Genomic DNA, 13,190 nt, shown 5'->3' on the forward strand with positions numbered 1-13,190 from the left:
GCCTCAGAGTTTTTGAATGACACTCTCCAGCTTTCGTTTCACTTCCTCGAGTTCTTTCTTGATCTCCTTAAGTTTTTCATCGCTCGTGGTAGTGGTTGTCGTAACATCTTCACCTATCAACCCCTCTACACTCAGTTTTCCTTCTTTTAAAAGTTCATAGGTCTCGTTCACCAGTTTTCCAGCCTTGGTTTCGCCTTTTACATGTTCTCTGATGGTTGTCTCCGTTCTTCCAAGCTCTTCAGCGATCTCAGAAGCGGTCATACCGGCTTTTGCTCTCGCAAGAGCCCCCGCTGCAACTGCCAGACTGTCCACCCAAGTGAGCCTCTCAGAAGAATTTCTGACTTCCTCCAGTACTTCCTTCCTGAAGAGGGTACCAACGAGCAGAGCTGTTTCGAGCCGGTGGATTTCCTCTTTCGTCACCGGATTGAAGTTGAGTTTCATTTCTCTTCGCCCCCCTCCGAAGGATGTATGACGATACCTCTGTCAGTTATTTCGAACGGATGCCTTTTCATCGAGTGAGATGTTCCCCTCATCTTCCAAATGATCAGGCTTCTTCTGAGTTCGCCGTCTATTTCGTCGAGATCTAGCCTGATGATACCATCCACCCCGTGTTCGACACCAGGTCCACCAAAACCCTTTTCCGTTACCGACACCTGACTCACAAAGAGTGAAGTACAACCGAGTCCTGAGAGGATCCTTTTGAGCTGGAATACGATGCTTCTTGCCATCACTGGTTTCGTTATGTAGAGAGTTGTAACGGAATCAATCACCACCCTTTTGGCCTGTGTATCTCTTATTGCCCTCTTCAATACCTCGGCGAGCTCTCTGACGTCGTCTATGTCTTTCACCACGTACTTTTCTTTCTCCGCATATTCACCGATTCCACCTGTGAATGCATCCACTATGGCAAATTTACCTTCCTTTTCAAAGGAATCAATGTTCCAACCGAAGACTTCCATGTTCTTTTTCACCTGTACTGGATGTTCTTCGAGGGCAACATAGATGGCAGGCTCTCCTAGCTGGAGCCCGTTCCATATGAACTGTTGTGAAAAGATCGTCTTTCCGGTACCAGGTCCTCCAGAGATGAGGACAATGTTTCTTTCCGGAATTCCCCCATGGAGAATCTCGTCCATCCCCGGGATACCAGTTTTGACCCTTCTAATCATCTTCTCACCCCTTGGAAAATATATTAGCAATCATTAGTATCGATTGATAAACAATCATATCACTTCTTGGTTACAAACACAATAACAAATGAATTTTTCTTCCGCTTCTGTTATATTTATGCTGTATAATTGTATGTGTTTTCAATTCAAAGAATGGAGGTGTTTTCCTTGAAGGTATCGAAAAAAAGGAGACAGGAACTCATAAAGAAGATCATACACGAAAAAAGAATAAGCAACCAGTTTCAAATCGTCGAGGAGTTGAAAAAATATGGTATAAAGGCTGTTCAGCCCACCATCGCTCGAGATCTGAAAGAAATAGGAGCGGTGAAAATAATGGACGAGAGCGGCAACTATGTCTATCGTTTGCTGGATGAAACACCGGTGATCGATCCCTGGAAGGAATTGAAGAGAAACTTCAAGTCTTTCGTTGAAAGCATAGACAGAGCTGGGAACCTCATAGTCATAAAGACGATACCAGGAACCGCTAGTGGAATCGCTCGTGTCATCGACAGACTCGACATAAACGAGATCGTGGGAACGTTAGCGGGAGACGACACCATATTCGTTGCAGTGCGAGACCCGGAAAGCTGCGAGAAGATTGTGGAAAAACTATCGTCTATACTCTGATCTTCTCTCTCACGAGGGTGTAGATCACCGGTATTACGAACAGTGTGAACAACATGGAGATCAACATGCCAAAGATCACAACCCATGAAATGGGTGATTCTATTTCTGCACCCTCCCCCTGACTCAACGCAGTGGGAAGCAATGCCACGATGGTGGTGAAGGTGGTCATCAGAATAGGTCTCAACCTGCTCTGAGCCCCTTCCAGGGTGGATTCCAGAAGGCTCTTTTCTTTTCTTATCTGTTCTATCCTCGTTAGCATCACGATGGCGTTGTTTACAACCGTTCCTGAAAGAGTCAAAAAACCCACAAGAACGGGGACATTAAGAGAATACCCGTTCACAAGTACAGCGAAAGCAATCCCAACGACCGCGAAAGGAATTGTGAAGAATATGACGAACGGAAGTATGAAGGATTCAAACTGGGCAGCAAGGATCATGTAAACGAGAGCAATTGCTATACAGATTACAGACCGAAGTTCCGAGAAAGCTTCATCCATGAATTCTTTCTGTCCTGAGATGTTCACTTTAACACCCGAAAGATTCATTCCATCCAAAGTTTTCTCCACTTTCTTTGCGACATCACCTATCGTACCTTCTATACTTACCAAATCCACGTAAACGACTCGCTCGCCGTCGGAGTGATCTATCACTGAGGGAACGGTTTTTTGAGAGACGGTTGCGATGGCTCCGAGGGGAACTTCGCCTTTCAATCCCTCCAGTGGTGTTTTGGGTAGATCCTCTAGAGATACAGTTTCCGCTTTCTTAAGAACGATCGGCAATGTTCCCTGGTTTGTTCTCAAAGTTCCTATGTTCTTTCCAAGCATGTAGGTTTGCAGGTCCAGAAAAACCTGACCCGCCACTACGCCACTCATGAGGGACTTGTTTCTGTCTATTTTCACGTGCATCACACTTTTCTCGTAAGAGTTTCGGATCTGGATTTTCTTGACCTCTGGAAGACTCTTCAAGCGTTCAAATATCTCTTTGGCTTTCTTCTGAATGAGAGAGAGATTCTCTCCTCTTATCTCAACTGTTATCGGATAACCCAGAACTTCGTATATTTGCTGGGACTGTTCCAGAACCTCTAACTTTGCATTTGGTATATTCAGAGACATGATTTCTCTCCTCAGTTTCTCTCTGTTTCTCGCGAATTCTCTTCTGCTCCCTCTCAGATTCACCATTATCCTTGCTTCGTTCTGCCCCCGACCCATTATCTGGGAGTACTCACTGGTTACTCCCACTTCCGAGTAGAAAGAAGAGATGTTGTAGGTGGATCTGTGCCCGTTCAGGTATTTCTCTATTTTCTGAACTGCTTCAGACGTTTTCTCATAGGAAGTCTGAGGTGGCAGTTTCACATCTATCACCACGAGGTTTGTCTGGAAAGAAGGAAGAAATCCCATGGGTTTTGACAGGAGAAACACCACGGAGATGATAACCAGAGTAAATGCCACAGTGAGAACCAATCCCTTCTTATTCATGCACCATTCCAGGACCCTTCGATAAGACCTCTGAAGTTTTTCGGTGATTCTTCCCTTTCTTGGTTTTATCCATCGCGTACCGGCTGGAACGATGACGGTTGAAACGAAAAGAGAAGAAGAAAGGGCAAGGGCGAAGGCAAGGGCAAAGTACTTGAACAACCTCACTACAAACCCTGTAAAGAACACGATGGGTAAGAACACAGAAACGGTGGTGAGAGTGGAGGCCAGAATGGCAACCCATACTTCTCCTGCTCCCTCTCGAGCGGCATCGGGAATATCCTTCCCTAAAGATCGGTGGCGGTATATGTTTTCGAAGACAACGACAGAATTGTCCACCAGCATTCCCAGTGCCATGATGAGTCCACCAAGGGTCAGTGTGTCAAGATTTATTCCGAACGCGTACAGAAAGACGAAAGTGACGGTGAGAGAGAGCGGTATGGAAAAGGAAGTAACGAGCGTGGAAGTGATGTCTTTCAGGAAGATCAGAACTACCACAAATGCTGCTATGAATCCATAAAACAAATTCTTAAGCAGGTTGTCAATGGCTCTTTCAGTATAGTAAGCCTGGTTCATGGCTTCCACGTACTCTATTTTGGAATCACTCAGTATTTTCTTTATTTCACGAACTGTTTTGACAGTGTTTGCACCGCTTCTTTTGTAAATAGCGATGAGTGATGCCTTCTTTCCGTTGACCCTGACCTCTCCTTGCACATTTTCTTCTACTATCTTCACCTCTGCAATGTTCTTCAAACGAACAGGAATCAGGAGTTTCGGTACTTCACCTCGAAGCAGAGACTGATATTTTACTCCTCTGAAGCCCACGATAGTGTTCTTCAGATCATCGAGATTCTCAAAACGTCCATCGATGGAAACAGGGTAGATGTTTCCCTCTGAATCCCTCACATAACCGAACGGGTAGACGAGGTTTCCCGAGAGAATGGTTTCTATCAATGAGGGATCAACATCGAGCTTCTTTATCTTATCGTGGTCCAGAATGATTTCAACGATCTTCTTTGGTTCTCCCATTACTTCAACGCTAGCGACATCTGGAAGTCTTCTGATCTTCGAGACGACCTCTTCGTAATCTTCTTCCGTTGAAAAAGCATACACCGGGAGCAGAGAGGGATCGAATTCCACAACCACCGGTTTTGCTTCCTCCGGGAGTTCCCGAGAAGCGAGATTTACATACCTAGACAATCTTCCCACAGCGTCAGCCGTCTTCACATTCCAGTCGAATTCCGCGAGGATAAAGGAAACAGAATCCATAGATATGGAGGTGAACCTTCTAACTCCTGGTGTGGATGAGATATGCTTTTCAAGAGGAGAGGTTACGAGTTCTTCCACCTCTTCCGCTCCCGCGCCCATGTAAGTGGTTAGGACAACTGCGTAAGGATACTCAATTTGTGGAAGAAGATCCAGTTTGAGATGCTGAAAAGAGATGAATCCAAGAAAGACTATGGCAGTTAATAGCATCAAGATTGTTACGGGTCTTTTCGATGATATTTCCGCCAACTTCATTTGGATCCCTCCCCGACAGGTTTAATTATAGCTTATCTCCTGAAGGAAAACGTATTATCATTCATAGATTTCGTTTGCTATACAATATAATTTCATATACATTATGGTCAGAATTTATCCGATGATAAATGGAATTTGTGGGTTAGCGAATTATTCACCGATCTCTTGACATACCATCCTGGGCTTTCTATAATTTCTCACGGAGAAAGAAATTGAGGAGGTGGAACGATGGCTGAAAAGAAAGAATTTGTTGTTGGTATAGACCTTGGAACAACAAATTCTGTTATTGCCTGGATGAAACCGGATGGCTCAGTTGAAGTAATTCCCAACGCGGAGGGAAGCAGAATAACTCCTTCTGTGGTTGCCTTCACGAAGAGTGGAGAGATCCTCGTGGGAGAGCCCGCGAAGAGGCAAATGATTCTCAATCCTGAAAGGACGATAAAGTCCATAAAGAGAAAAATGGGTACTGATTACAAGGTCAGAATAGATGACAAGGAATACACACCCCAGGAAATCAGTGCTTTCATTTTGAAGAAGCTCAAAAAAGACGCTGAAGCTTACCTGGGCGGCGAGATAAGAAGGGCAGTCATTACCTGTCCCGCTTATTTTAACGACGCTCAGAGGCAGGCAACCAAGGAAGCGGGGATCATAGCCGAGCTCGATGTGTTGAGAATCATCAACGAACCGACGGCAGCAGCACTCGCTTACGGACTGGACAAGAGTGGGAAAGAGCAAAAAGTTCTGGTCTACGACCTCGGTGGTGGTACTTTCGACGTGTCCATCCTCGAAATTGGAGATGGTGTGATCGAGGTCATCGCAACATCCGGTAACAACCACCTCGGTGGAGATGATTTCGATCAGAGGCTCATCGAGTGGATGGCAGAAGAGTTCAAGAAACAGCATGGGATAGATCTCAGGGAAGACAGGCAAGCGCTCCAGAGACTGAGGGACGCCGCCGAGAAGGCTAAGATAGAACTCTCAACGAAGATGGAAACGGATGTGAGTCTTCCGTTCATAGCAGTTTCACCGAGTGGACAGCCACTCCATCTTGAGATGAGAATCACCAGAAGTCTCTTTGAATCACTGACCAAAGATCTCGTTGAGATGACGAGAGGACCAATAGAACAGGCATTGAACGATGCAAAACTTTCACCACAGGATATAGACGAAATCATACTCGTGGGTGGTATGACCAGAGTTCCGATGGTGCAAAGATTCATAAAGGAGTTCTTCGGGAAGGAGCCGAACAAGAGTGTAAACCCGGACGAGGCTGTCGCCATCGGAGCAGCGATTCAGGCGGCCATCCTTGCAGGAACCGAGGGTGCGAAAGGAAGGGATATTGTCCTCGTGGATGTGACGCCGCTCACACTCGGAATAGAGGTAAAAGGAGGGCTCTTTGAGCCAATCATATCCAGAAACACGAAAATTCCTGTGAGGAAGAGCAAGATCTTCACTACCGTTGAAGACGGACAGACCGAGGTGGAAATCAGAGTTTACCAGGGTGAAAGACCAATAGCAAGGGAGAATATCTTCCTTGGAAGCTTCAAACTCGTCGGAATCCCACCAGCGCCAAGAGGAGTTCCTCAGATAGAAGTCGCGTTCGATATAGACAGTGATGGAATCGTTCATGTCTCCGCAAAAGATCTTGGTTCTGGAAGGGAACAGTCCATGGTGGTAACTGGAAGACACAAGCTTTCTGAAGATGAGATAAAGAGAATGATAGAAGACGCGAAAAGATACGAGGAACAAGACAAACGCCTCAAAGAAGAGATCGAGCTCAAAAACAGAGCAGACGACCTCGCCTACAGTGTGGAAAAAACTCTTAAAGAGCACGGAGACAAAATACCAGCAGATCTCAAGTCCAGGCTCGAAGACATGATCAAAGAGCTCAGAGATGCTATCAACAGGAACGATATACCAAAAGTGAAAATGCTCTTCGATGATCTCCAGAGGGAGAGCATGAAGATAGGAGAATACCTCTACAAGTCTGCAACGGGAGGAGAAGCCACAAATCAGTGAAGAGGGGGGGTGATACGATGCTTTTAGGAAGAAGAGAAGACATTTTTAGACCGTTTAGGGAACTCCAGAGAGAGATTGACAGACTCTTCGATGACTTCTTCAGAACTGAGATCAGATCTTCCGGGGAAATGCTTGCGCCGGACATGGACGTGTATGAGACAGACAACGAAGTGGTGGTGGAAGCAGAAATACCGGGTCTGGACAGAAAAGACATCAAGATAACGGTTGAAGAGAATATTCTGAAGATCACTGGAGAAAAAAAGATCGAAAGAGAGCAGAAAGGCAGAAACTACTACTTTGTTGAAAGAAGTGCGGGTAAGTTCGAAAGGGCTATTAGATTGCCAGACTACGTGGATGTGGAACAGATCAAAGCAGAGTACAAAAACGGGGTGCTTACTGTCAGAATACCAAAGAAAGAGGAGAGAAAGAAAAAAGTGATTGAGGTGGAAGTTCAGGAATGAAGGGGAGCGCTCGCTCCCCTTTTTTCAAAGCTCTACTATATAAACAATGTCTCCAGTATTCAACATTGCAGCATTTGCCTCATCGGTATCGACATGGAACTCCAGAGCGAAATCTTCCCTCACCCTTATGAGAACGTCGTCGAATATCAACCTTCTATCTCCCTTTTCAACGAGCACTTTTACTATGTCCTTATCTTTCACTCCGTAGTGCTCTCCATCCTTTGGGTGCATGTGTATGTGTCTTTTCGCGATTATAACACCCTTTTCCTTCACCAGGATACCGTTTGGACCGATGATAACGATTCCCGGTGTTCCCTCAAGATCTCCAGAGTCCCTCACTGGGGGTCTGAGACCAAGTTTGAAAGCATCGGTCCTTGAGATCTCCACCTGGGTCTCTCTTCTGACAGGGCCGAGTACTCTCACGTTCTCGATGGCACCCTTTGGACCCACTATGGTCACAGTTTCTTTTGCAGCGTACTGACCAGGTTGTCTGAGATCTTTTATCGGCGTGAGTTCGTAACCTTCTCCGAAAAGCGTTTCCAAGTCCTCTTTGGAGAGGTGAACGTGTCTGTTGCTCACACCTACAATTATACCTGGTTCCTTCTTGACCAATTCGGTACACCTCCCTTACTTTATGCATTATTCCACCCATTATCATCTCATACTTCCATTTCTTTCTGATTGAAAGTTAATTAAAAAATGTATCTTATTCCGACGACAATTATCGCGGCAAAGACGACCCACCTTACCCATTTTGCCCCTTTCTTAACAGAGAGATTGGCAGCGATCCACGCCCCAGTCATGTTTCCAAGGGCAAGGACGAGTCCATAAAGAAAATTCACCTTTCCACCTATAATGAATATCAGAAGGGAAATCAAATTGTAAGATGCTACGATGAACACCTTAACGGCGTTCGTCTTGACCAGTTCGTATCCAAGAAGAAAGGCAATAGCTGGCATGAGGAGAAATCCCACTCCTGCCTGTATGAACCCACCATATATTCCTATCAAGAAGAAGATCGTGTATATCAGGATCCAGTTTCTTTTCACATTTCTGTCCTCTATCCAGATCTTAGGTTTCCACACTAGGGAGATCGCCATTATGAGAAATATGATACCAACCACTCTCTGAAGTAGCTCCTTTTCTATCTGAACTGCTATAGAACTTCCCACCAGTGCTCCAGCAATAGTTGGTATAGAAACCAAGAACGCCTCTTTTGCTTTCAAAACATTTTTCGATTTGAATCTCTCGGTGGCGACAAGGTTCTGAAGGATGATAGCTATTCTGTTTGTGCCGTTTGCCACGTCTATTCCCAGGCCCAGTGCAGTAAGTATGGGGAGCGTGATCATGGAACCGCCACCTGCCATCACGTTCAAAAAGCCAGCGAGAATTCCTCCAAGGAACGCTAGAAATGGCACACTGGAGCACCTCCCATATTGATGTATCGCACAAAAATTATGATAACATTATGTCTAAAGAAAGGGGGATTAATTTGGAAATACTGAAAGTTGTGAATCTTAAAAAGTACTATAGTAATGTGAAAGCGGTGGATGGGATAAGTTTCACTGTGGAGCGGGGAACTGTCTTTTCCCTGCTGGGACCCAACGGTGCCGGAAAAACTACAACTGTGGAGATTCTCGAAGGCCTCAGGAAGAAAGATGAGGGAGAGATATACTACTTCGGGGAAAGGAAAGAATCTCTGGATAGTGAAACGAAGAGGAAAATTGGAGTATGCCTGCAGAAAAGCGCTTTTTTTGAGAATCTCACGGTTTGGGAAACATTGAAACTTTTCCGAGGTCTCTACAGAAAAGGATTGAAATTACCAGAGGTGGTAGAGCTCTTTCGACTTGAAAGAATCGAAAGAAAAAGGGTTAAGACCCTCTCTGGGGGGCAACTTCAAAGACTCGCAGTTGCTGTGGCTTTCGTTAACGATCCCGAGATCGTGTTTCTCGACGAACCCACTACAGGACTCGATCCGCAGGCAAGAAGACAGATCTGGGACGTTGTAGAGCATTTCAAAAGTCGAGGGAAAACGATCTTTCTGACCACCCATTACATGGAGGAGGCGGAAAAGCTCTCCGATCACGTCTGCATAATAGACCACGGAAAGATCATATCAGAAGGCTCGCCCTCTTCCCTCATAAATTCTTCTGGGCTGAAGACCGTCGTTGAATTCGACAGCGATCAGGTTGTGAATGTGAATTACTTGGAGAAAAAGGATAGCCATTACATTGTGGAAACAGACAACCCAGAAGAATTGATAAAAGATCTGCTGAGAAAATGGGACGTTTCCAACATAGTGATAAGAAAACCAAATCTTGAGGATGTTTTCTTGAAACTCACAGGTAGGGATTTGAGAGAATGAAGAGCTTGATCATTTCCATTCTTAGAAACAACTACTTCAGAAACAAGGGAGTTCTCTTTTGGAATTTTGCGTTCCCGATGCTTCTGTACTTGATCCTCGTGTCGATCTTCGGGGATATATCTTCCCACATGAATCTGAGAATAGGTGTTGTCGGTGAAAGCAAAACGTTGAAGGGTGTCTTTGAAAAACTCCCGTCCGGTATAGAGATCGTGGATACGAAAGATCCGGAGAAAGATCTGAAGTACGGAAAGATAGACGTGTGCATCGTTATGCCTGAAAATTTCGGTTCCCTTTTCACAAGAGCACTCCTGCTCTCCAGAACAAAACTCTCCATGCCTGTCAAGGTAATTGTCGTCTACGCCCCAGAAAGGCAGGAATCATCCATTCTTGCAAATGTCGTAGCAAACATCCTTGAGTCCCTCGATCTACAGATCAGGAAGAAGAAGGAGATAGAGGTGGAATACAGGAGTAAAGAGAGAAAGGATATAAACTACCCACACTACGTTTTTCCCGCCATCTTGCTTGTAGGTGTGATGTCGGTAGGGCTTTTCACCGTTCCGTACCAGCTGGCCCTTTACAGAGAACAAGGCATCCTGAAAAGGCTCTTCGCATCTCCTTTGAAAGGTCATCATTATCTTATTTCGACTGCGGTTTGTGGCCTACTGGCCATGTCTATCACCTCACTCGCTGTGACGCTCTTTGCAAAAATTCTCTTCGGGGTGCCTGGACTTTCTCTTTCTTTTTTGACGGGTACTGCCTTTTCTTTCTTCACTTTCTTGAGCATCTCGTTTCTCATGGTTTCTCTGTTCAAAAGTTTCTCTGCATTGAACGCTGTGTCTCAGATATTCAATCAAGTATTTATGTTCATGGGAGGATTCTACTTCGATGTCTCGAACGTTCCCTGGCCTTTGAAAGCACTCGTTGTCGGAAATCCGGCGACCTATCTTGTGGATTACCTGAGAGGAAGTCTTGGTTACGAGACGATTTACACACACCATTTTGCAGTGCCCTTTATCTGGATAGTTGTTTCTCTCACTCTCTTTTCGTTGAGCTGGAGGCAGGTGATAATGGTTGAGTAGGTTCTTTGCCTTGTTTTCTGCCATGTGGAAAGAATCTTGGAGGGATAAGGTCGCCACGTTCTTCACCATAGCGTTTCCTGTGATGTTTCTTTTGATATTCGGCTTTATCTTCGGTGGGTCCAGTGGGTCGGTAAGAACAACTGTGGTGACGACCGACTACGACCTCTCTGATTTTGGTGATGTGTACTCTTCCACTGAGGAGGTAAAAGGATATTATCACGAAATCGCGGTGGTGAAAAAAGACAAGATTATCTTTATAAGAAACACAACGGACGAGTACTATCAATCCTTGCTTGATTCCTGGGAAATATCTTTGAAAAACAAAGTCGAAAGACTTGTCAATGGTCTGAACCCTGTAATAGTTGTTGAGAAGAAAGTAATAGAAAGCTCTCGGGATCTCACATCTTTTGATTACACACTCACCGGCGTGATAGCGATATCTCTTCTTTCTATTGGTCTTTTTGGAACGGTGGACGTGTTTTCACACTACCGGGAAAGAGGGTTTCTGAAAAGGCTTAAAGCCGCACCAGTTGGAAACTTCTCTTTTGTTTTCGGATTGATATCGGCGAGGATGTTTTACGGGATCATCAGTACTACGATCATCATGGTACTGGGTATCCTTCTTTTCAACGCGAAGTACCAGTTAAACGTTTCCCTCTTTCTTTTGTCCGTGGTGAGCTCTGTTCTTTCTTTTATCGCTTTGGGCGCTTTGATATCGCTTTTGTTCAAAAAATCTGATGTAGCAATTGAAGTATCCGTTATTCTGTTCACTATCATGATGTTTCTATCCGGTGTCTACTTTCCGGTTTCCTTTCTGCCGAACTATCTACAAATCGTCTCTTACTTTCTACCTGTAAGGTACGGCGTGGAGATCATCAGGTACTCTCTGGGCTTTGAAATCTTTCCACTGAGCAGATACTTCTTCACAACCTTACTCATGTTCGGGGGTGGCCTTCTTTTTGTGTTCTGCACGGCTTCCATCGTTTTGAAAAAGGAAGACTAGGGATTCTTTTCGTACTTTCTAGGTTTCCATTGGGGCCACAAAAAAGCCCCGCTTGTGCGGGGCGAGTTCATTTCCTCACGATTTCTGAACTGTAGAACTGTCTCTTCGGATATTCTTTTTCTCTTCTTTCCTTGTTGAAGGCAGAGACAGGCACGAGATATCCGACGATCCTCACGTACTCATCTACTTTTGGCTTTCCACAAACAGGACATCTTTCCCCGTAGAATGCGTGGTTGTGCTCACAAACGCTGATCTTCGTGTTGAAAGCAAAGTACATAACCCCCATGTCAGCGATCATTTTCACCATGTTGAAGGATTCCTCTTCTGTTTTGAAGGGTTCACCGAGGTTGATATGCAGGATAGCTCCACCACTCACTTTCCTGTCCCACTTTCCAGAGTAGCGGATTCTGTTCAGGACATCTGTGTTCGCGGCAAGTGGCACCCATTGATTGGAGTAAATTTCAAAGGGTTGTTTTTCGCCAAAAATGAACTTATCCTTGAGTGCAAGTGTCACAGCCGCTTTTTCTGCAGGCACCTGCTCAATATTGAACGTGAAGTTGTATTCTTCATATCCTTTTTCTGCTTCTTCCCTTATCAGATCCAGAAGATCGTCTACAAACTTTTCTCCTTCTTTCGTGTATTTCAATCCATCTACATCTTCTGTTGTCATGCCCATGATTGAGGCACTTTCCCAGACACCTGTGATACCGATTGTACCGTACTGTCTTTCCAAAAGCATGAGACCATTTTCATAGAGGGGAAGAAGTCCCTCGGAGATTCTCTCCTTTATGATTTCTCTGATTGCGGATAGAGCTTTTTTAACGAGCTGTACCCTGTGTTTCAAGATCTGTAGATACTTCTCCCTGTCTCCGTTGCTTTCAAGGGCAATTCTGGGAAGATTTATCGTGATGACTTTGAAGGATCCTATGTTCAGGTCTGAACCCCCAATGGAGTTCATTCTTCCTTTGAGCTTTTTATCTTCTTCGTTGCTGAGAGAGAATTTTTTCAATGTCTGGGTGGAAGATGTCAATCTGCAGCACGAAGCCACAGCATCGATGGAATCGGAGATGTACCAGTTGGTATCCTGCCATTTCATGTTCACCCTGTTTATGAAACGGGCGCTGTCTTCGTCGAGGAACTTTCCATCTTTGTACAGAAGGCTTGCCGTCAGCACTGGGAAGGTGAACATCTGCCTTTTCCTTTCTTTTGCGACCCATTCCCAGTAGTGCTTCTGAAGAGTTATTATATCTTCCACATGATCTGTGATGAGAGAACCATCAGGATAGCGATCTCCCTCGAAAATTGCCCTGATGTAGTTTCTGTCCAGATAAGTGAAGTTCGTGTATGGAGACTGTGTTGTTCTGATGGGCTGATTGAGAGAGTAAGTGAGTATCTGGAAATGCTGTTCTATATACCAATTGAGTTTCTCACGCGGAATGATGCCCTCTTCCAAGTCTTTTTTCACGAAATACCACATC

General features: G+C 45.0%; 12 protein-coding genes. 6 read left to right on the plus strand and 6 right to left on the minus strand.

Translation table 11 applies throughout. The features are described 5' to 3' along the window. Nucleotides 1-3: 3 nt before the first annotated feature. Together J7K79_RS00745 and J7K79_RS00750 are read right to left on the minus strand one after the other, a co-directional pair. The gene (locus J7K79_RS00745; RefSeq protein WP_296904074.1) at nt 4-441 is read right to left on the minus strand and encodes a transcriptional regulator; all 438 of its coding nucleotides are present in this window, start codon (nt 439-441) and stop codon (nt 4-6) included. Continuing rightward, nucleotides 438-1,166: a KaiC domain-containing protein gene (locus J7K79_RS00750; protein WP_296904076.1), complete on the minus strand. Its 729-nt coding sequence runs from the start codon at nt 1,164-1,166 to the stop codon at nt 438-440. The genes J7K79_RS00745 and J7K79_RS00750 overlap by 4 nt, the downstream gene beginning before the upstream one ends. 168 nt (nt 1,167-1,334) lie before the next feature. Here J7K79_RS00750 and argR point away from each other — a divergent pair, with 168 nt between their 5' ends. Then, a complete protein-coding gene (argR, locus tag J7K79_RS00755) occupies nt 1,335-1,793 on the plus strand; it encodes an arginine repressor (protein WP_296904078.1) in 459 nt (152 codons plus the stop codon). Here argR and J7K79_RS00760 read toward each other — a convergent pair. Then, entirely contained in the window at nt 1,783-4,785 is a 3,003-nt protein-coding gene (locus J7K79_RS00760) for an efflux RND transporter permease subunit (protein ID WP_296904081.1), read from the minus strand. The genes argR and J7K79_RS00760 overlap by 11 nt on opposite strands. Before the next feature lie 228 nt (nt 4,786-5,013). On the opposite strand from J7K79_RS00760, the gene dnaK reads away from it, so the two are divergent. Both dnaK and J7K79_RS00770 read left to right on the plus strand, forming a co-directional pair. After that, nucleotides 5,014-6,804 (plus strand): molecular chaperone DnaK, encoded by a 1,791-nt coding sequence (gene dnaK, locus J7K79_RS00765; protein WP_296904084.1) that lies wholly within the window; start codon nt 5,014-5,016, stop codon nt 6,802-6,804. Nucleotides 6,805-6,821: 17 nt separating this feature from the next. After that, nucleotides 6,822-7,265 (plus strand): Hsp20/alpha crystallin family protein, encoded by a 444-nt coding sequence (locus tag J7K79_RS00770; RefSeq protein WP_296904086.1) that lies wholly within the window; start codon nt 6,822-6,824, stop codon nt 7,263-7,265. A 24-nt stretch (nt 7,266-7,289) separates the two neighbouring features. Here the strand turns inward: J7K79_RS00770 and J7K79_RS00775 are convergent, their stop codons facing one another. Continuing rightward, entirely contained in the window at nt 7,290-7,877 is a 588-nt protein-coding gene (locus J7K79_RS00775) for a phosphate propanoyltransferase (RefSeq protein ID WP_296904088.1), read from the minus strand. 80 nt (nt 7,878-7,957) lie between these two features. Further along, the gene (locus tag J7K79_RS00780; RefSeq protein ID WP_296904090.1) at nt 7,958-8,683 is read right to left on the minus strand and encodes a sulfite exporter TauE/SafE family protein; all 726 of its coding nucleotides are present in this window, start codon (nt 8,681-8,683) and stop codon (nt 7,958-7,960) included. A 50-nt stretch (nt 8,684-8,733) separates the two neighbouring features. Between J7K79_RS00780 and J7K79_RS00785 the strand changes: the two genes are divergently transcribed. The 3 genes from J7K79_RS00785 to J7K79_RS00795 are packed head-to-tail and all read left to right on the plus strand — an operon-like array spanning nt 8,734 to nt 11,712. Next, a complete protein-coding gene (locus tag J7K79_RS00785) occupies nt 8,734-9,630 on the plus strand; it encodes an ABC transporter ATP-binding protein (RefSeq protein ID WP_296904092.1) in 897 nt (298 codons plus the stop codon). Then, nucleotides 9,627-10,709, plus strand: a complete 1,083-nt coding sequence (locus tag J7K79_RS00790) for an ABC transporter permease (protein WP_296904094.1) — start codon at nt 9,627-9,629, stop codon at nt 10,707-10,709. Before J7K79_RS00785 ends, J7K79_RS00790 begins: the two co-directional genes overlap by 4 nt. Further along, nucleotides 10,702-11,712 carry an ABC transporter permease gene (locus tag J7K79_RS00795; RefSeq protein ID WP_296904096.1) on the plus strand — a complete coding sequence of 337 codons (1,011 nt, stop codon included), beginning with the start codon at nt 10,702-10,704 and terminating at the stop codon, nt 11,710-11,712. Before J7K79_RS00790 ends, J7K79_RS00795 begins: the two co-directional genes overlap by 8 nt. A 67-nt stretch (nt 11,713-11,779) precedes the next feature. Here J7K79_RS00795 and nrdD read toward each other — a convergent pair. Next, on the minus strand, nt 11,780-13,190 hold a 1,411-nt coding region (nrdD, locus tag J7K79_RS00800; RefSeq protein ID WP_296904098.1), incomplete at its 5' end, for an anaerobic ribonucleoside-triphosphate reductase.

Origin of the sequence: Thermotoga sp. (assembly GCF_021162145.1) — a bacterium.
Taxonomy (GTDB): Bacteria; Thermotogota; Thermotogae; order Thermotogales; family Thermotogaceae; genus Thermotoga.